An 18989-nucleotide genomic window follows, 5' to 3' on the forward strand; every position below is an offset into this window, starting at 1 on the left:
GGAAGGCAGACATGGAGAGGGCAACGGCTCAGAAGATGGCGATGGCGCCCTGGTAGATGGCCCAACTCATCAGCGCTGTCACCATCAGCCCGAGGATCGTCGCGCCGAAGCCGGCGAGGATGACGAGGCCGTCCCGCTCCACGAGGCCGAGGCCGAAGATGCACACGGCAAAGCCCGGCGGCAGATTACCGAGGAAGGGGATGGGCAGGATCAGGATGAAGCCCAGCACCACCACCGTCGCGCCCACCACCCGCCGCGCCGTGGGGCCGGCGAACTCTTCGAGGCGGGGCCGCGAGATGCGCTCGAACCGCTCGATCCAGGGCCGCGAGCGGGTGACGATCGACTCCAGCATCGCGCGGGAGAAGGTGCGGCGGGCGATCCGTTCCGGCAGCCATAGTTCCTGCCGTCCCAACATCATCTGCAGGCCGATGAGGCCCAGGATGATGCCGCACACCACCGGGATGCCGGGCGGCATGGGGATGCAGTTGGGAATGCCGAAAATGAGGAAGAGGATGCCGAAGGCGCGGTTTCGCAAGGCATTGACGAGATCGCCGATGGCGACCTGATCCTGTTCCTGCGACGCGAGCACTGCGGCCAGGAGCTCGGAGGTTCGTGGGGTGCGATGGTCCAAGGCGCCCTCATGACGTGGACGCTTCAGCTACAACCCGAAAACGGCGGTGGCAGGGCACGGCCGCGCAAATCTTACGCTACGACAGACGCGCGCTGGCGAATTGAGCGGACATGCACGCCCCACCCCCGCGGGGACGTGCATGTCCTCACCGCCCGTCGAAAATCATAAAGCGCGTTGACCGATACGGAAACCCCCTGACGTTGGGAGAATGGTCCAGATCAGTTCAAAAGGAACATTCCGTCCACGGACCGCAGTTCTGCGGGCTTGATAAGGCCGGAATGGGCGACCCGCACCGAATGCAGCCGCCCCTCGATCTCGCGCTGCCAGAATTCGAGGAACTTGTTCAGCTCCGGAAAGCGCGGGCAAAGGTCGTACTCCTGCCAGAGAAAGGTCTGGAGCAGGCCGGGGTGGTCGGGCATGCGATAGAGGATCTCGGCCGTGGCGAGGCCGTAGCCTTCCATCTGCAGGACGAAGTCACGCGACACCTTGGAAACCATGGGTCACACCTCCAATCCGCGGCCCCGCCTGCCATCAGGAAGGGGGAAGACGGGACCGGACACTTCATTGTCGGCTACACACTTTGCCAACGCCAAGGCTAAAGATTGGTTTCCGTCTGCAAAAACAATGCTCTAGCAGCCTTCGCACGGGATTGCTGACAGCCGCCGGCCGGGCCGCGGCCGCGCCAGCGCAGCGCCCCTTCAAGGCGGCGCTTTCGCTGCAAGCTGGCAGAATAACGGCCGCTAGCACTCCGTTCCCCTGAGTGCTAATTTTTTTGAGCCGACCCCTTGCGGCCCGAAATGGGCGCCCTTAGATCGCGGTCGGGCCGGGTGGAGGGGTTCCCGGCGCCTTCAAAACAGGCAACCCCGATGGACAACATCGAACCGGAGGTTTCCCTATGGGTTTCCGTCCCCTGCACGACCGCGTGGTCGTCAAGCGCATCGAGGCCGAGCAGAAGTCGGCCGGCGGCATCATCATCCCCGACACCGCCAAGGAGAAGCCGCAGCAGGGCGAAGTCGTCGCGGTCGGTCCCGGCGCCCGCAACGAGAAGGGCGAACTGGTGGCGCTCGACGTCAAGGCCGGCGACATCGTGCTGTTCGGCAAATGGTCCGGCACCGAAGTGAAGATCGACGGCCAGGATCTCCTCATCATGAAGGAGAGCGATATCCTCGGCGTCATCGAGAACGCGGCCGGCGCCAAGAAGGCGGCCTGAGTCGAGGCGGCCTGATCTCAGGCTGCGTGATTTTCGGTCGCAGGATCGAGGCTGCCCGAGGCGCCCGGTCCCGCGGCATTCGCCAATCCCATTTAATCGTCCCAATCTGAAGGAGCACGCCCCATGGCTGCCAAGGACGTGAAATTCTCCGTAGACGCGCGCGACAAGGTTCTGCGCGGCGTCGACATCCTCGCCAACGCCGTGAAGGTTACCCTGGGTCCCAAGGGCCGCAACGTGGTGATCGAGAAGAGCTTCGGCGCCCCCCGTATCACCAAGGACGGTGTGTCGGTGGCCAAGGAGATCGAGCTCGAGGACAAGTTCGAGAACCTCGGCGCCCAGCTCGTGCGCGAGGTCGCCTCCAAGACCAACGACCTTGCTGGCGACGGCACCACCACCGCCACCGTGCTCGCCCAGGCCATCGTGAAGGAAGGCGCTAAGGCGGTTGCCGCCGGCATGAACCCGATGGACCTGAAGCGCGGCATCGACGTCGCCGTGGACGCCATCGTGAAGGACCTCGCCGCCAACTCGCGCAAGGTCACCTCCAACGAAGAGATCGCCCAGGTCGGCACCATCTCCGCCAACGGCGACGCCGAGGTCGGCAAGTTCCTCGCCGAGGCGATGAAGAAGGTCGGCAACGAGGGTGTCATCACCGTCGAGGAAGCCAAGACCGCCGAAACCGAACTCGATGTCGTCGAAGGCATGCAGTTCGACCGCGGCTATCTCTCTCCGTACTTCATCACCAATGCGGAGAAGATGCGCGTCGAGTTCGAGGAGCCCTACATCCTCATCAACGAGAAGAAGCTCGCTGGCCTGCAGGAGCTGCTGCCCGTGCTCGAGGCGGTGGTGCAGTCGGCCCGTCCGCTGCTGATCATCGCCGAGGACGTGGAAGGTGAGGCCCTCGCCACCCTCGTGGTGAACAAGCTGCGCGGCGGCCTGAAGGTGGCTGCGGTGAAGGCCCCCGGCTTCGGCGATCGCCGCAAGGCCATGCTGCAGGACATCGCGATCCTGACGGGCGGTACCGTGATCTCCGAGGAAGTCGGCATCAAGCTCGACAGCGTGAACCTCTCCATGCTCGGCCGCGCCAAGAAGGTGGTGATCGAGAAGGAGAACACCACGATCGTCGACGGCGCCGGCGAGAAGGCCGACATCGAGGCGCGCATCGCCCAGATCCGCGCGCAGATCGAGACCACCACCTCCGACTATGACCGCGAGAAGGCCCAGGAGCGCCTCGCCAAGCTCGCCGGCGGCGTCGCCGTGGTGCGCGTGGGCGGCTCGACCGAGGTCGAGGTGAAGGAGAAGAAGGATCGCGTTGACGACGCCCTGCACGCCACCCGCGCTGCGGTGGAAGAAGGCATCGTCCCCGGCGGCGGCGTCGCCCTGCTGCGCTCCATCAAGGTGCTCGACGGCCTGAAGGTCGACAACGCCGACCAGAAGACCGGCATCGAGATCGTCCGCCGCGCCATCCAGGCCCCGGCGCGCCAGATCGTGCAGAACGCCGGCGACGACGGCTCCGTCGTGGTGGGCAAGATCCTCGAGTCCAACGACTACACCTTCGGCTACAACGCCCAGACCGGCGAATATGTGGACATGGTGAAGTCGGGCATCATCGACCCCACCAAGGTCGTGCGCACCGCCCTGCAGGACGCGGCGTCCGTGTCCGGCCTGCTCATCACCACCGAGGCCCTCATCGCCGAGCTGCCCAAGAAGGCCGGCCCGGCCGCCCCGGCCATGCCGGGCGGCGGCATGGACTTCTGAGGTAAAGGAAGCCTCTGATGCCGCCCGGCTTCTTTACGAAAGTCGCAAACCGGCAAGGCGGTTTGCTCGGGCGGCGGCATGGACTTCTGAGGTAAAGCAAGCATCTGACGCCGCCCGAAACGTTGGGCGGCCAATGAACGGAACGGCCGGGCGAAAGCCCGGCCGTTTTGCTATTGCGGGCCGCCGCACGGGTGGGCGAGCTTCCCCAGCGCCAGATTGAAATCGCTCTATATCACAGGGCTTTGCCGATAATCTGGCCGGGCATGGGTTAGCGTCGGCGGCGAATGGGGGTATAAAGGCGCGAGCCAGCTATTCCCGGCGGAGGGATCGCCAGCCTGTCCGTTTTGATCATTGGTGATGCGCGATGCCTGTTCGCCTGATTTCGCGCACGTCTGCCGGGCGTGCTGATTTTCGTCTTTCCTCGCTGGCGCCGAAGAGCGTGGCTGTGCTTTCGCTGGGCCTGTTGCTGGCCGTGACCTCCGCGCCCGTCGCCGTTTGGGCGCAGCCGGCCGCTCCCACCGAGACGCACCAGCACGCGACGTCCGTTGCGCCACAGCCTTCTGCGGCTGTACCTGCTCCTGCCCCCGCCGCCGAGGCCGCGCCTGCCCCGGCGTCTGCCACCCCGGTCGAGCCCGCGCCCGCTGCGCCCGCACCGGAGAGCATGGCCGATGCGCGCCTGCCCCATGATCTGTCCCCCTGGGGCATGTTCATGGCCGCCGACATGGTGGTGAAGGCGGTGATGCTGGGCCTCGCCTTCGCCTCGATCCTCACCTGGAGCGTGTGGTTCGCGAAATCGCTCGAGCTGCTGTTCGCCCGCCGCGCCGTCGCCCGCACGCTGAAGGCGCTGCGCGGCGCGGTCACCCTGTCGGACGCGGCGGCCGAGATGCCCAAGGCCAACAGCCCGGCCACTGCGACGGTGCGCGCCGCGCTCGCCGAGTGGCACGCCTCCGCCGGCCTGCCGGTGGACGGCATCAAGGAGCGCGTCGCCGTCGCCCTGTCGCGCATCGAGGCCAAGGCCGGCCGGCGGATGACTGCGGGCACCGGCATTCTCGCCACCATCGGCGCCACGGCGCCGTTCGTTGGCCTGTTCGGCACGGTGTGGGGCATCATGAATGCCTTCATCGGCATATCGAAGGCGCAGACCACAAACCTCGCAGTGGTCGCCCCCGGCATTGCCGAGGCGCTGCTCGCCACCGCCATCGGCCTCGTCGCCGCCATTCCGGCGGTGGTGATCTATAACGTGTTCGCCCGCGCCATCGCTGCCTACAAGGCCAACCTTGCCGACACGTCCGCCGAGGTGATGCGCCACCTCTCCCGCGACCTCGACCGTGCCGCGGCCGAGGTGGAGGCCCCGCGCCTGCGCGCTGCGGAGTGACCCGGGATGGCCGCCAAGCTCGATCATGGCGGGGACGACCTCGCCGAGAACCACGAGATCAACGTCACGCCGTTCATCGACGTGATGCTGGTGCTGCTCATCATCTTCATGGTGGCGGCGCCCCTCGCCACGGTGGACGTGAAGGTGGACCTGCCCGCCTCCAACGCCCAGCCGCAGCCGCGCCCGGACAAGCCGCTGTTCCTCTCCGTGAAGAAGGACCTCACGCTGGCGCTGGGCGATGATCCCGTCTCTCGCACCGGCCTCGGCGCCATGCTGGACGGACGCACCAACACCGACCGCCAGCAGCGCGTGTTCGTGCGCGCCGACAAGACGGTGCCCTATGGCGATGTGATGGAGGTGATGAACCTCCTGCGCACCGCCGGCTATCTCAAGGTCGCCCTCGTCGGCCTGGAAGGCGGCGAACCGGCACCCGCCGCCCCCGCCGCGCTCCCTGCCGCCGCACCGGCCCCGGCCGGAGCACCCGGAGCGCCCCGGTGAGCGCGGTTCACCATCATCACCACTGGCACGACTTCGACCGCTACCACCTGCGCAACATGATCCTGCGGCTCGCCGCGGGCGTGTTGCTCGTCGTCGGGCTCCATGCCGCCGCGGTCTATGTGGCGCTGAACTGGAACAAGGAAGCGCCGGGCGAGCAGTCGCCGCCCGCCGCCATCATGATCGAGCTGGCGCCCATGGCCGTGAGCCAGCAGTCCCAGGAGGAGGTGGCGCCCGGCCCGCAGATGGTTCAGGCGCCCGAACCGGTGCCTGACGCCAAGGAGGACCCGCAGGAAGACGCCGAGCCCCCGCCGGTCCCTCAGGTGACCGAGACCGTGGAGAAAATGCCGGAAACCCCGCCCGCGCCCGCCGAGGCAGAGGTGGTGCTGCCCAAGCCCGAGCCGAAGAAGGTGGAGGAGGCGAAGCCCCGGCCCAAGGAGGTGGAGAAGCCGAAAAAGGAGGCGAAGCCCACCCGCCGGCCGGCCGCTCCCACCACCGCCGCCGCGCCGCGCTCCGAGGCGCCGACCGCCCAGACCACGGCCGCCCCCTCCCCGGGGGCCGCGGCCGCGCGCTCGGCTGCGCTGGCGGACTGGAAATCGCGCGCCTTCGCCCACCTCAATCGCTTCAAGCGCCCGCAGGGCTCGAACGTGGGGCGGCCGGGGATCAACATCTCCATATCCGGGTCGGGCGCCGTCACCGGCGTCTCGCTGGCGAGTTCCTCAGGCAATTCGGTGCTGGACCAGGAGGCGGTGGCCATGGCCCGCCGCGCCTCGCCCTTCCCCGCCCCGCCCGATGGAAAGGGCATGAGCTTCGGGGTGGCGATCAACTTCCGCAATTGAGGGCGTCGGTGGGCCGTTCAGAACCAGATGCGGCCGCGCACCGCCTGCTGGGCGGCCCACCACATGGCGAACTGCCTGCGGAAGGGGGAGAGGCCGGCAGGTTGGCGGAAGGGGTCACGCACCTTGGCCAGCGCCTTGAGATCTCCGGAGACCAGCGCCAGCGGCAGGAATGGCGGAGCGATGGACGTGGCGGCATAGGTCTGCCCTGCCGCCTCGCGGGCGGCCCAGAGGTGGCGCGCCGCGGCCTCTCTCATGTCGCCAAGCGCCGCCAGCAGGCCAGGCGTGACCGTGCCGGACACCGCCTCTTCCCGTCCCACGCCATGGCGGGCGAGGACATCGAGCGGGATGTAGCATTGCCCGCGCGCGGCATGGATGGGGAAGGCCCGCATCAGCCCCGTCATGGCGATGGCGACACCGCCGTGTCCCGCCAGATCGCCCGAGCGGCCCACGTCCGGCAGCAGGATGAGCGCCGAGAGCTGGAGCAGCGCCGAGGCCGTCTCGCCCGCATAGCCCTCGAGATCACCCACGGTGGGCATGGGATCGTCGTAGAGGTCGAAGACGCGCGCGTCGGCCATCGCGATCAGGCTCTGGCGCGGCAGGCGGAACCGTTCGATCGTATCGAGCAGCGCGGCGGCGACCGGGTGGCCGGAGACATCGCCCCTGCCCTCCCCCTCGATCACCTCCCGCCACCAGGCGAGGCGCACCTCGCCGGGCAGCGCCTCGCGCACCACCTCGCGCACGCGGGCGACATCGAGATTGTAGGCATAGAGCGCGAGGAGGTGCCGGCGCTTGTCCTGTGGAGCGAACAGGGCGGCAAGGAAGCGGTCGCGATCCTGTGCCTGCACCTGTGCGGCACAATAGGCATAGGCCTCGTCGAGCGCCGCGCCGTCCGTCGTGCGGTCTTGCATGGCTTAGACCGCGATCAGCGCCGCGCCCACCCGCCGGCCCTCGGCGAGGAGCACGTTGTAGGTGGCTGCGGCGGAGGGCGTCGGCATCAGCTCGAAGCGGATGCCGGCATCGCGCAGCACCTGCTTCAACGGCTCTTTCAGGTGCGCGGGATCCTTGCCGGTGCCGATGAGGAGCAATTCGACGGTCGCGGCGTCCGCCACCACCGGGGCGAGCGAAGCCGCGTCGATCTCCGCCATGCTCACCGGCGCCCAGCCGCGGATCCCAGAGGGCAGCGCGAGGACGGAGCCAGCATGGGACATGCCGGAGAAGTGGAAGAAGGTGTCGCCATAGCCGTCTATGGCGACCTGCCGCGGCAGGAAGGGGGCGCCGTCCGGGGCGGCCACCACCCGCGCCTCAGGCCTTGGCCGGGCGCGCGGGGCCGGCCTTGCCGTTGGGCTTGCCGTTCTTGCCCTTGCCGCCCTTGTTTGCCCCCCCGCTGGCCGACACGCCGGTGGCGGGCGCGGCCTCGGGCGGGACAGCGGCGGCGGCGTCCTTGGCCTCCAGCTTCACCAGCTCGTCCAGCTCCTTCACCTCGGGATCGGCCTCCTTGGCCGGCAGGCTGACCGTGGAGGCACGCAGGCCGAGGTGGATGAGGATGGGGGCCGCGACGAAGATGGTGGAATAGGTGCCGATCACCACGCCCACCGTCATCGCCAGCGAGAAGCCGCGGAGCACCTCGCCGCCGAAGAAATAGAGCGCGAGGGTGGCGAAGAAGGTGGTGGTGGAGACGATGATCGTCCGCGAGAAGGTGGCGTTCACCGCGATGTCGAGCAGTTCGGGCAGCGGCAGCTTCTTGTAGCGTCGTAGCATCTCGCGGATACGGTCGTACACGACCACCGTATCGTTGAGCGAATAGCCCATGATGGTGAGGATCGCGGCAATCGACGTGAGGTCGAAATCCACCCCGAACGCAGAATAGATCATCAGAGTGACGAAGATGTCGTGCAGCGTCGTCACGATGGCGCCGACGGCGAACTGCCACTCGAAGCGGAACCACAAATAGGCCAGCACCGCCACCGCGCCGAGCACCAGCGCGAGGATGGACTGGCGCACCAGCTCGCCGGACACGCTCGGGCCGACCGTCTCTACGCGGCGGACGGTATAATCGGTGCCGAGCACGCCATTCACCTTGGCGAGGATGGCCTGCTGGGCCTCGTCCGTGGTGCCGAAGGCGCCGATGCGGATGAGCACGTCCCGCGGAGAGCCGAACTCCTGGATCTGCACGTCGCCCACATCAAGGTCGGTCAGATGCTCACGCAGCGCGCCGATGTCGGCCTGCTGCTGGCTGGTCTGCGCCTCGATGAGCGTGCCGCCCTTGAAGTCGATGCCGAGGTTGAAGCCGTGGATGGCGAACAGCAGGCAGGCCACGATGGACAGCGCCGCGGAGAACGGGAACGTCCAGTGCCGCAGGCGCATGAAGTGGATGTTGGTCTGCGCCGGGATGTAGTCGATCAAAGGCATGTGCGGCGCACCTTCAGATGGGCAGCTTCGCCGGCCGCCGCCACTTCACCCAGTAGGCGATCATGAGCCGCGTCAGGGTGTAGGCGGTGAACATGGTGGTCAGAAGGCCGAGGATGTAGGTGACGGCGAAGCCGCGCACCGGTCCGGACCCACCCATGAGGAACAGGATGACCGCCGTGGCGAGCGAGGTGATGTTGGCGTCGAGGATGGTGCCCAGCGCGTTCACGAAGCCCTTGTCGATGGCCGAGATGGCGGATCGGCCTTCCCGCGCCTCGTCGCGCATGCGCTCGAAGATGACGACGTTGGAGTCCACCGCCATGCCGATGGTGAGGACGACGCCCGCGATGCCGGGAAGGGTCAGCGTGGCGCCGAGCACCGACTGGAGCGAGAACATCAGGATGATGTGCACGGCGAGGGCGATGAGCGCGAACAAGCCGAACAGGCCGTACACGGCGATCATGAACACGGTGACGAGGCCGCCGGCCACATAGGCCGCGGTCTTGCCCGCGTGAATCGAGTCGGCGCCGAGGCTCGGGCCGACGGTGCGCTCTTCCACCACCTTCAGCGGGGCCGGCAGGGCACCGGCGCGCAGGAGGATGGCGAGGTCGTTCGCCTGCTGGACGGTGAACGACCCGGAGATCTGGCCCGCGCCGCCGAGGATCGGCTCGCGGATCACCGGCGCGGAAATCACCTGGTTGTCGAGCACGATGGCGAAGGGCCGACCCACCGATTCCTGCGAGACGGCGGCGAAGCGCTTGGCGCCGTTGTTGTTGAAGCGGAAGGAGACGATGGGCTCACGGGAGTTCTGGTCGAAGCCCGGCTGGGCATCCACCAGGTCCTCGCCGGAGACGCGCACCTGCTTCTCCACCAGATACGGCTGGCCATCCTGGCCCTTCAGCACTTCCGATTCCGGCGGGGCGCGGCCTTCCAACGCCTGCTGCGGCGACATGGACTGGTCCACCATGCGGAAGGAAAGCTTGGCGGTCTGGCCGAGCAGGTTCTTCAGGCGCTGCGGGTCCTGCAGGCCGGGCACCTGCACCAGGATACGATCGAGGCCCTGGCGCTGGATGTTCGGCTCCACCGTGCCGAGCTGGTCGATACGGCGGCGGATGATCTCGATGGACTGGTCCACCGCGGAACGCATCTTGGCGGTGAGGCCGGCATCGGTGAGCTGCAGGGTGACGACGCCGTCGGCGCCGGACGAGACGGTCATGTCCATCTCGCCGGAGGAATTGCCGAACAGGGCGTTGGTGACCGGCGCGGCGAGCTTCCTCAGCTCGGTGACGGCCTTCTGCGTGTCGTTGGGGTCACGCAGGCGAAGCGTCACGCTGGTATCGCGCAGCGCGAGGTTGGAATAACCGATCTTCTGGTCGCGCAGGACGCGGCGCACTTCGTCGCGCAGCTGCTCCGTGCGCTCCTTGCGGAGCGCCGGCCCGTCCACTTCCAGCAGGATGTGCGAGCCGCCCTGCAGGTCGAGGCCCAGCGTGACCCGGCTCGAAGCCAGCCACGAAGGCAGGTGGTCGAGCGTGCCCGGGGAGAGCACGTTGGGCAGCGCGAACAGGAACCCGATGGCGATGGTGATGAGGATCGCCGCGGTCTTGAGACGGGAGAAGTGCAGCATGTCGCGCGCGGTCTTTCAGAAAGCGTGAGGCGGCCGGATCAACCGGCCGAGGCCTCGTCCTTGGCCGGTTCGCCCTTGGCGCGGACGGTGGCGATCTGCGAGCGAATCTGGCGGATGCGGACGTTGTCGGCGATCTGCAGCTCGACCTCGTTCTCGTCGATCACCTTGGTGACCTTGCCGACGAGGCCGCCGCCGGTCACCACCACGTCGCCGCGGCGCAGGGAATTCACCAGTTCCTGATGCGCCTTGGCCCGCTTCTGCTGCGGGCGCAGGATCAGGAAGTACATGACCACGAAGATCAGCAGGAACGGGGCGAGCTGAATGAGCATGTCGGCCCCGCCGCCGGCTCCCGTGGCGCCTTGGGCGAAAGCGGGCGTGATGAACATCTCGATCCTCGTTCGTCTGTGAAGGGAATCCGCATTCCGCCGGGGTCCGGCGAAGCGGCGGGACTATAGCGGCCGCCCCGTCGAATGCAAACGCGGGGCCGGTTGGTTCGCGCAGCTGTTGAAAAGAGAAGGGCGGCAGCGGGTTCTGGGTGCCCGCCGGGGAGAGACTCGCCCAGCCAGAAGATGCCGTTACGGAAGACTTTCGCCTACTTCCCGTCGAACAGGAGCGCGAGGCGGGTCATCCAGGGTTCGTCCGTCTGGTCGAGCCGCAAGGGGGTGACCGAGATGCGCCCCTCGTCCAGCGCGCGCAGGTCCGTGCCGGGGGAGGTCTCGTAGATGCGGCGCTCGAAGGCGATCCAGTAATAGGGATTGTTGCGGCCGTCGCGGCGCTCGTCGATGCGCATCAGGCGCTGGTCGCGCTTGCCCTGGGCCGTGGCGGCGATGCCGGTAATTTCGTCCGGGAGGCGATCCGGGAAGTTCACGTTCATCACGATGCCGGGGGGAATGCCCTCGTCCAGCAGCATCCTGATGATGCGCGGCGCGTGGGTCTCGGCGGTGACGAAGTTGGGATTCTCGCGGGTACGCATGCCGAAAGCCTGCGACAAAGCGATGGAGGGAATGCCGAGGATGGTGCCCTCGATGGCGCCGGCCACGGTACCCGAATAGCTCACGTCTTCGGCGATGTTCTGGCCGCGATTGACGCCGGAGAGCACGAGGTCGGGCGGATTGTCGATGAGCAGATGCCGCACGGCCATGATGACGCAGTCCGTGGGCGTGCCCTTCACCGCGTACCGCTTGTCCTCCACCTGGCGCAGCCGCAGCGGGTCGGAAAGGGACAGCGAATGGGCGACGCCCGACTGATCGAACTCCGGCGCCACCACCCACACGTCGTCGGTGAAGGTCCGCGCGATGGCCGCGCAGCTGTCGAGGCCCGGCGCGTGGATGCCGTCGTCGTTGGTGACCAGAATGCGCATGGCTCAGAAATCCTCGTTGCGGCACAGCCGCTGCTCCCCTCTCCCCTTGCGGGAGAGGGGCCGGGGGTGAGGGGTCAAGGGGGCTGGAAGTCCCTCACGGCGCCCCCCTCACCCGTCTCGCGGCTTCGCCGCGATCCACCCTCTCCCGCAAGGGGAGAGGGGCACACCGACGCCCCGCTACTTCAGCTTCTCGATCGTCTTCAGCCCGCCCATGTAGGGCAACAGAGCCTCAGGCACGGCCACGGAGCCGTTCTCCTGCTGGTACGTCTCCAGCACCGCGACGAGGGCGCGGCCGACCGCCACACCGGAGCCGTTGAGCGTGTGGACATAGCGCGGCCCCTTGCCCTCCGCCGGGCGGTAGCGGGCATTCATGCGCCGGGCCTGGAAATCGCCGCAGACGGAGCAGGAGGAGATTTCGCGATAGGCGTTCTGCCCCGGCAGCCAAACCTCGATGTCGTAGGTCTTCTGCGAGGCGAAGCCCATGTCGCCGGTGCAGAGCGTGACGACGCGATAGGCGAGGTCCAGCTTCTTCAGCACCGCCTCGGCGCAGGCGAGCATGCGCTCGTGCTCCTCGGCCGACTTTTCCGGCGTCGTGATGGAGACCAGCTCCACCTTGGTGAACTGGTGCTGGCGGATCATCCCCCGCGTATCACGGCCCGCAGCGCCGGCTTCGGCCCGGAAGCAGGGCGTGCAGGCGGTGAGGCGCCTGGGGAGCTCTTCCTCGGAGAGGATGGAGTCGCGGACGAGGTTGGTCAGGGGGACTTCGGCGGTAGGGATGAGCCAGAACTTTTCTTGCCAGTTTGGAACATCAAGTCCCCCAAATGCCGAAAGGTCTCCTGCCTGACTAGCATGTTTCTCTAGTGCGGCATTGACCCGCTCGTTTATGGAAGGCGTCCGCGTAGCGAGAAACTGGTCCTCTTCAAATTTCGGCAATTGCGCCGTCCCAAACATGGCCTCATCCCGCACCAAGATCGGCGGGTTCACTTCCATGTACCCATGCTCGCCGGTATGCACATCGAGGAAGAACTGCCCTAGCGCCCGCTCAAGCCGCGCCAGCGGACCCTTGTTCACCACGAAGCGCGCGCCGGAGAGTTTGGCGGCGGTTTCGAAATCCATCTGGCCGAGGCCTTCGCCCACTTCGAAATGCTGCTTCGGAGTGAAGCTGTAGGTGCGGGGCGCGCCGAAGCGGCTCTTTTCCACATTGTCGTGCTCGTCGGCGCCCTGCGGCACCTCGGCGAGGGGGGCGTTGGGTATGGCGGCGAGTTCATCCTCCAGCGCCTTCTCGATGCGCTTGGCCTCGACCTCCAGCGCTGGCACGTCTTCCTTCAGCTTGGCCACCTCGGCCATGAGGGCCGAAGCTGCGGCCTCGTCCTTCTTGGCCTTTGCCTGCCCGATCTCCTTGGAGGCGGCGTTGCGGCGCGCGAGGAGGGTTTCGAGCTTGGTCAGCGTCTCGCGACGGCGGGTGTCGAGGTCGAGGAGCTTGGCGACCAGGGCTTCCGCCGCCGCCTTCGCCTCGTCGGAGCGGTTGCCACGGCGCGCCAGCGCGTCGATGAGGCCGGCCGGTTCCTCGCGGATCCATTTGATGTCGTGCATGGCAAGCTCCGCCGCGTAGGGGCGGAACGGCATTCTCTCCACCGTCATCCCCCGGCTTGTCCGGGGGATCCACGCCTCCGCGTAGACCGGCGCCCGGCGGCGCGGTGGATGCCCCGGACAAGCCGGGGCATGACGGCGGTTCACAGGAGAACCCGCGCGCCCAAATTCCAATAATCCGGGAAGGCCCCGCCGTCAGTCCGCTGTCGCGGCGTCGGCCGCATTGCGCGCCGCTTCCGCCACCAGCCGACGCTTCTCGACGACGCCCACCAGATAGACGGACACCTCGTAGAGAAGCAGCGTCGGCAGGGCAAGGGAGAGCTGGCTGATGACATCCGGCGGGGTGAGCACCGCGGCGAGCACGAACACGCCGACGATGGCGTAGCGCCGCGCCTTCACCAGCATCTCCCGTGTCACCACACCGATCTGCCCGAGCAGGGTGAGGATGACCGGAAGCTGGAAGCAGATGCCGAAGGCCAGAATCAGCGTCGTGATGAGCGAAAGGTATTCGGAGACCCGCGGCAGCAGCGAAATCTCGGCCTTCCCGTCGCCGCCCACCTGCTGCATGCCGAGGAAGTAGGTCATGGCCAGCGGCATGGCGACGAAATAGACGAAGGCCGCGCCGATGAGGAAGCAGATGGGCGTCGCAATGAGATAGGGCCGGAAGGCCGCCTTCTCGTGCTTGTAGAGCCCCGGCGCCACGAACATGTAGACCTGCGTCGCCACCACCGGGAAGGAGATGAAGGCGGCGCCGAACATGCCGAGCTTGATCTGGGTGAACAGAAATTCCTGCGGCGCGGTGTAGATGAGCTTCACGCCGTTGCTGAAGCCGGAGGCGAATTCATAGGGCCACAGCAGGATGTTGTAGATCTGCTTCGCCAGCATGAAGCAGGCGATGAAGGCCACGAGGAACGCCACCAGCGACTTGATGAGCCGCGAGCGCAGCTCGATCAGGTGCTCGATGAGCGGGGCCTTGGAGGCGTCGATCTCGTCCTGGTCGCTCATCACGCGCTCTTCGCTTCGCCTGCGGCGGGCTTGGTCTCGCCGGCGGCGGGAAGGCTCTCAGGAGCCGGCTCAACGGCACCGGCAGGCGACGCGACCGGAGCGGGGGGCACGGCGGCCTCAACGGAGCGGCGGATTTCGGCGCGGATGGCGGCCATGGGATCGGGCAGTTCCACGGGCGGGGGCAGATCGGGCAATGCGGCCGGGGTGACGGGAGCCGGCGGCGTCGGATTCGCGCCTTCCACGGTGGAGCGGATCTCCTCGCGGATGGAGCGCAGCGGGTCGAACATGTCGGAGGTAGCGAGGGTGGAGCGGGCGCTCTCGGTGACGTCGCTGATTTCCTTGCGCATGTCCGCAAGGTCCGCCTCGCGCAGGGCCTCCTGAAACTGGCCCTGGAACTCGCCGGCCATGCGGCGCAGCTTCGTGACGGTGCGGCCCACGGTGCGCAGCACCGTAGGCAGCTCCTTGGGACCGATGACGATCAGCGCGACAATGCCGATCAGCATCAGCTCGGACCAGCCGATATCGAACATGAGCCCGTCTGTCCGGCGGTGGTGCCGCCGCCCTCTTCAAGTGTTCAGGGGCAGAGGTCCGTCAGACGGGCTTCTTCTCGGCTTCGGGGGCGCTCGACGTCTGGTGCGGCAGCGGGCGCGGCGCCTCGGGGGCGGCCGGGGGAGCCTTCACCGGCTCGTCGTCGTCGGCCATGCCCTTCTTGAAGGACTTGATGCCCTTCGCCACGTCGCCCATCAGATCGGAGATCTTGCCGCGACCGAACAGGAGGAGCACCACGGCCAGCACCACGATCCAGTGCCAGATGCTCATCGAACCCATCTAACCATCCTCCAAGGATATTCTTTGTGCCCCTACGGCAAGCCGTAAGGCATTTCGGACGGCGACACTAGGCTCCGCCCGCGGCGAAAACAAGGACTTCACCGGGATCGACCAGAAGCCCCGCCTCGTCGCCTTTTTTCACGTTTCCCGCATCCCTCAGGCGCAGCACCAGCGGGCGCTCCAGCCCGTCCACGATCACTTCCACGAGATCGAGTTCGCCCAGAAAGCGCCGCTCAAGCACCCGCCCCGGAACGCCACGCCCGGCCGGCACGAGCGAGATTCCCTGCGGGCGGACCGCAGCGATGGCCAGTCCCTCCGGAAGCCCCGGGGCGGCAAACCGGCCCAGCGGCGTCTCTGCAGCGCCGTCAATGATCTCCGCCTCGATCTCGTTCAGCTCGCAGAAGAATCGCGCGACGCCGAGGTCCGCCGGGTGGCGGTAAAGCTCCGCCGGCGGGCCGAGTTGCACCAGTTCGCCCTTGCGCAGCAAGGCGATGCGGTCGGCAAGGCGCATGGCTTCTTCCGGATCGTGGGTGACGATGATGACCGTCGCCTTCGCATCGCGTAGCACGGCGAGGGTGTCCGCGCGCACCTGGTCCCGCAATCGCCGATCGAGGCCGGAGAAGGGCTCGTCGAGCAGCAGAATGCCCGGCCGGGGCGCCATGGCGCGCGCCAGCGCCACGCGCTGCTGCTGCCCGCCAGACAATTCGTGGGGATAGACGTCGGCGAGATCAGCGAGGTCCACCCGCGCCAGCGCGAGGCGCGCCTCGCGCGTCGCCTCGGCCCGCTTCAGGCCATTGAGGCCAAACATGACGTTCTCGAGGTTGGTGAGGTGGGGGAACAGGGCATAGTCCTGGAACACCAGCCCCACGCCGCGCCGCTCCGGCGGCACGAAAGTCCCCTGCCCCGCCACGACCGCGCCGTCGATGAGGATGCGGCCGCGGTCCGGCTGCTCGATGCCGGCGGCCAGGCGCAGCAGCGAGGTCTTGCCGCAGCCGGATTGGCCGAGCAGGCACAAAACCTCCCCCGGCTCCACCGCGAGGCTCACGCCGCGCACGGCGGCGACATCGCCATAGGCGAGTTGCACGGCCTCGAAGGAGAGACCCTTGGCGAAGGCGGCGGGGGTGCGGCTGCGGGTCATCCCAAGAGTCTCGATCTCGTCAGCCAGAACCGCCTCCTCACGCGTCACGCTCATTTTCGGGCTCGGCCGCGCCGGGCTCCTCATCCTCCGGCGGGGGCGAGAGGTGGAAATCCAGCATGTCCGGCTCCAGCGCCTCCTCGTCCTCGCGCAGGCCCGGATCGTCGGAGGGCAGCGGAATCGCGAAGCCGGCGGGGATGCGCCCGTCGATAAGGCCGGCGCCCTTCAGTTCGTCGAGGCCGGGAAGGTCCTGCACCGCGTCGAGGCCGAACTGCACGAGGAAGGCCGGTGTCGTGCCGTAGGTCACCGGACGCCCCGGCGCCTTGCGGCGGCCACGCAGGCGCACCCATCCGGTCTCCAGCAGCACGTCGAGCGTGCCCTTGGAGGTGGAGACGCCGCGAATCTCCTCGATCTCGGCGCGGGTGACCGGCTGGTGGTAGGCGACGATGGCCAGGACCTCGATGGCCGCGCGGGAAAGCTTGCGCGCCTCCGGCACCGGGCCGGCGACGACGCGGGCGAGGTCCGGCGCCGTGCGCAGCATCCAGCCCCCGGCGGCCTTCACGATATTCACGCCGCGTCGGGCGTAATCGGCCGTCAACGCCTCCATCAGCGCACCGATATCGGCATCAGCCGAGAGGTGCGGCTTCATGGCCTTGGCATCCACCGGCAGCGGCGAGGTGAACAGAAGCGCCTCGATGGCCCTCAGATCGCGCGCGAAGGCATAGGCGCGCTCGTCCTCCGGACGCACGTCGAACAGGTCGATGCGCGGGGCGGAACGGGTCATCTCTCCTCTCCGGGCGCCGGGTCGGGCGGGTCGAACGGCAAAAGGGGCTCCGGCTCTTCGGCGCGCGGGCGCAGCCACAGGGGAGCGAAGGGGGCATCCTGGCGAATGTCCAGCATGCCCTCGCGCACCATCTCCAGGCTGGCCGAGAAGCTCGACGCGAGCGCGGTCGCCCGCTGCTCGGGCGTCGCCATGTAATCTAGCAGGAATTGGTCGAGCCGCATCCATTCGCCCACCACGTCCGCCCCGAGCAGCCGCTCCAGCCGGGCGCGGGCCTCGGCAAGGGACCACACCGTGCGCGTCTTCAGCGTGACGTGGGACAGCGCCTTGGTCTGGCGCTGGCGGGCATAGGCGGTCAAGAGGTCGTAGATGGTGGCCGTGTAGACGGTATAGAGCGGTTCCTTGGAGGGCGGCGGAAGGGCGCGGGCGAATGCGTCGCGACCCATCTGCGGGCGCGCCATCAGCTGTGCGGCGGCGCGGCGGATGCGCTCCAGATGCCGCAGGCGCCGGGCGAAGGCGGCGGCCATCTCCTCCGCGCTCGGACCTTCTTCCTGCGGCGGTGCAGGCAGCAGCAGGCGCGACTTCAGGTACGCGAGCCACGCCGCCATCACCAGATAGTCCGCCGCCAACTCCAGCCGGCCGCGTCGGGCCTCCTCGATGAAGGTGAGGTATTGGTCGGCGAGGGCGAGGATCGAGATTCGGGACAGATCGACCTTCTGCGTCCGCGCCAGCGCGAGAAGGAGGTCGAGGGGGCCCTCGAAACCGTCCACGTCCACCACGAAGGTCTCGTCCGAAGCGGGGGGCGCGCGGTCCGTACCGATCTCGAAGGCGTCCGGGCCGGCCTCGCCGGAGATCGGCCCCGAGGTCGGCCCCGTCACGGGTCAGCCCACCGTCTTGAGCTGGGCCGCGACGGCGGCCCGCAGCGCCTTCGCATCCACCGGATCGGGCACCACCCGCAGCGACAGGGCCTTGGCGGCGCGGGCATAGGCCTCGCCGGTGAGGACGGGGGCGGAGGCGGCGACCTTCTCCATCTCCTCCATCTTGCCGTTGCAGTGGAGGAGCATGTCGCAGCCCGCCGCCAGCGCATCGCGGCTGCGGGATTCCATGGTGCCGGCCAGCGCCCCCATGGAGAGGTCGTCGCTCATCAGCAGGCCGTCGAAGCCGATGGAGCCGCGCACCACCTCGGCGAGCACCACCGGCGAGGTGGTGGCGGGGCGGTCGGGGTCGATATCGGCATAGACCACGTGGGCGGTCATGCCGATGGGCAGATCGGAGAGGTCGCGAAAGGCGGCGAAGTCCATGCCTTCCAGCTCGCCCCGCTTGGCGGTGACGACGGGCAGCTTCTCGTGGCTGTCCACCGGCGCGCGGCCATGGCCGGGAATGTGCTTGAGCACCGGCAGCACGCCGCCCTCCATCAGGCCCACCGCCGCCGCCCGCGCCAGCGCCGCAACCGCGACCGGCTCGGTGCCGTAGGCGCGATTGCCGATGATACCGTGGCCATCGGGATGGCGCAGGTCCGCACAGGGAAGGCAGTCCACGTCGATGCCGAGGGCGTAGAGGTCCGCCGCGATTGCCCGCGAATTGAGCCGCACCGCCTCCAGCGCCGCCACCGGGTCGCCCAGATAGAGGCGGCCGAACGCCTCGGCAGGGGGATCGTCGGTCCAGTGGGGCGGGCGCAGGCGCTGCACCCGGCCGCCCTCCTGGTCGATGAGCACCGGTGCCGTCCAGCCCACCGCCTCGCGCAGGTCGGCGACCAGCGCGCGCACCTGGTCCGGGTCCGCCACGTTGCGGGCGAACAGGATGAAGCCCCAGGGTTCGGCATCCCGGAAAAAGCTGCGCTCGGTGGCCGAGAGGTTCGGGCCGGCACAACCGGCGATGAAGGCGCGCGACGTCATGTCTCCGGCCTATAAGCGGGGCCCGGCGGCGTCAAGCGCGCCTGCGGCACCGCTTCCGTC

At 68.1% G+C, this 18989-nt stretch carries 21 protein-coding genes; 5 read left to right on the forward strand and 16 right to left on the reverse strand.

Annotated elements, in window-relative coordinates:
• Positions 1–28: 28 nt before the first annotated feature.
• Both ACT54R_RS12570 and ACT54R_RS12575 read right to left on the reverse strand, forming a co-directional pair.
• The gene (locus ACT54R_RS12570; RefSeq protein WP_168456911.1) at positions 29–631 is read right to left on the reverse strand and encodes an exopolysaccharide biosynthesis protein; all 603 of its coding nucleotides are present in this window, start codon (positions 629–631) and stop codon (positions 29–31) included.
• Between the two features lie 218 nt (positions 632–849).
• A complete protein-coding gene (locus tag ACT54R_RS12575; protein WP_476326766.1) occupies positions 850–1128 on the reverse strand; it encodes an usg protein in 279 nt (92 codons plus the stop codon).
• A gap of 398 nt (positions 1129–1526) precedes the next feature.
• On the opposite strand from ACT54R_RS12575, the gene groES reads away from it, so the two are divergent.
• The 5 genes from groES to ACT54R_RS12600 all read left to right on the forward strand — a co-directional run bounded on the left by groES (position 1527) and on the right by ACT54R_RS12600 (position 6305).
• Complete coding sequence (gene groES / locus ACT54R_RS12580) at positions 1527–1841, forward strand: co-chaperone GroES (protein ID WP_024279254.1); 315 nt, start codon at positions 1527–1529, stop codon at positions 1839–1841.
• A 123-nt stretch (positions 1842–1964) separates the two neighbouring features.
• On the forward strand, positions 1965–3596 hold the full coding sequence (groL, locus tag ACT54R_RS12585) for a chaperonin GroEL (RefSeq protein ID WP_476326768.1): 1632 nt from the start codon (positions 1965–1967) through the stop codon (positions 3594–3596).
• A gap of 364 nt (positions 3597–3960) precedes the next feature.
• Positions 3961–4971 carry a tonB-system energizer ExbB gene (gene exbB / locus ACT54R_RS12590; protein ID WP_476326770.1) on the forward strand — a complete coding sequence of 337 codons (1011 nt, stop codon included), beginning with the start codon at positions 3961–3963 and terminating at the stop codon, positions 4969–4971.
• A gap of 6 nt (positions 4972–4977) precedes the next feature.
• Positions 4978–5469 (forward strand): TonB system transport protein ExbD, encoded by a 492-nt coding sequence (exbD, locus tag ACT54R_RS12595; protein WP_476326772.1) that lies wholly within the window; start codon positions 4978–4980, stop codon positions 5467–5469.
• On the forward strand, positions 5466–6305 hold the full coding sequence (locus ACT54R_RS12600; RefSeq protein WP_476326774.1) for a TonB family protein: 840 nt from the start codon (positions 5466–5468) through the stop codon (positions 6303–6305). Before exbD ends, ACT54R_RS12600 begins: the two co-directional genes overlap by 4 nt.
• A 17-nt stretch (positions 6306–6322) precedes the next feature.
• Here ACT54R_RS12600 and ACT54R_RS12605 read toward each other — a convergent pair whose 3' ends face one another.
• The 14 genes from ACT54R_RS12605 to nagZ all read right to left on the reverse strand — a co-directional run bounded on the left by ACT54R_RS12605 (position 6323) and on the right by nagZ (position 18929).
• Positions 6323–7213, reverse strand: coding sequence for a phytoene/squalene synthase family protein (locus tag ACT54R_RS12605; protein WP_476326776.1), 891 nt, complete (start codon positions 7211–7213; stop codon positions 6323–6325).
• A 3-nt stretch (positions 7214–7216) separates the two neighbouring features.
• Positions 7217–7597, reverse strand: coding sequence for an Mth938-like domain-containing protein (locus ACT54R_RS12610; protein ID WP_476326778.1), 381 nt, complete (start codon positions 7595–7597; stop codon positions 7217–7219).
• Positions 7598–7607: 10 nt separating this feature from the next.
• Positions 7608–8714 (reverse strand): protein translocase subunit SecF, encoded by a 1107-nt coding sequence (secF, locus tag ACT54R_RS12615; RefSeq protein ID WP_476326780.1) that lies wholly within the window; start codon positions 8712–8714, stop codon positions 7608–7610.
• Between the two features lie 13 nt (positions 8715–8727).
• On the reverse strand, positions 8728–10335 hold the full coding sequence (secD, locus tag ACT54R_RS12620; RefSeq protein WP_168456904.1) for a protein translocase subunit SecD: 1608 nt from the start codon (positions 10333–10335) through the stop codon (positions 8728–8730).
• Between the two features lie 38 nt (positions 10336–10373).
• Positions 10374–10721: a preprotein translocase subunit YajC gene (gene yajC / locus ACT54R_RS12625; protein WP_168456903.1), complete on the reverse strand. Its 348-nt coding sequence runs from the start codon at positions 10719–10721 to the stop codon at positions 10374–10376.
• Positions 10722–10927: 206 nt separating this feature from the next.
• On the reverse strand, positions 10928–11695 hold the full coding sequence (surE, locus tag ACT54R_RS12630; protein WP_476326782.1) for a 5'/3'-nucleotidase SurE: 768 nt from the start codon (positions 11693–11695) through the stop codon (positions 10928–10930).
• A 177-nt stretch (positions 11696–11872) separates the two neighbouring features.
• Positions 11873–13288, reverse strand: a complete 1416-nt coding sequence (gene serS, locus ACT54R_RS12635; protein WP_476329170.1) for a serine--tRNA ligase — start codon at positions 13286–13288, stop codon at positions 11873–11875.
• A gap of 192 nt (positions 13289–13480) precedes the next feature.
• Positions 13481–14290 carry a twin-arginine translocase subunit TatC gene (gene tatC / locus ACT54R_RS12640; RefSeq protein ID WP_476326784.1) on the reverse strand — a complete coding sequence of 270 codons (810 nt, stop codon included), beginning with the start codon at positions 14288–14290 and terminating at the stop codon, positions 13481–13483.
• Positions 14290–14820, reverse strand: a complete 531-nt coding sequence (gene tatB / locus ACT54R_RS12645; protein ID WP_476326786.1) for a Sec-independent protein translocase protein TatB — start codon at positions 14818–14820, stop codon at positions 14290–14292. The genes tatC and tatB overlap by 1 nt, the downstream gene beginning before the upstream one ends.
• Positions 14821–14881: 61 nt before the next feature.
• Positions 14882–15118 (reverse strand): twin-arginine translocase TatA/TatE family subunit, encoded by a 237-nt coding sequence (locus ACT54R_RS12650; protein ID WP_024279268.1) that lies wholly within the window; start codon positions 15116–15118, stop codon positions 14882–14884.
• A 67-nt stretch (positions 15119–15185) separates the two neighbouring features.
• Entirely contained in the window at positions 15186–16310 is a 1125-nt protein-coding gene (locus ACT54R_RS12655) for an ABC transporter ATP-binding protein (protein ID WP_476326788.1), read from the reverse strand.
• On the reverse strand, positions 16294–17037 hold the full coding sequence (scpB, locus tag ACT54R_RS12660) for an SMC-Scp complex subunit ScpB (protein ID WP_476326790.1): 744 nt from the start codon (positions 17035–17037) through the stop codon (positions 16294–16296). Before scpB ends, ACT54R_RS12655 begins: the two co-directional genes overlap by 17 nt.
• On the reverse strand, positions 17034–17912 hold the full coding sequence (locus tag ACT54R_RS12665) for a segregation and condensation protein A (protein WP_476326792.1): 879 nt from the start codon (positions 17910–17912) through the stop codon (positions 17034–17036). The genes scpB and ACT54R_RS12665 overlap by 4 nt, the downstream gene beginning before the upstream one ends.
• A 3-nt stretch (positions 17913–17915) precedes the next feature.
• A complete protein-coding gene (gene nagZ / locus ACT54R_RS12670; RefSeq protein ID WP_476326794.1) occupies positions 17916–18929 on the reverse strand; it encodes a beta-N-acetylhexosaminidase in 1014 nt (337 codons plus the stop codon).
• Between the last annotated feature and the right edge of the window lie 60 nt (positions 18930–18989).

Source organism: Xanthobacter sp. DMC47, from assembly GCF_056313845.1.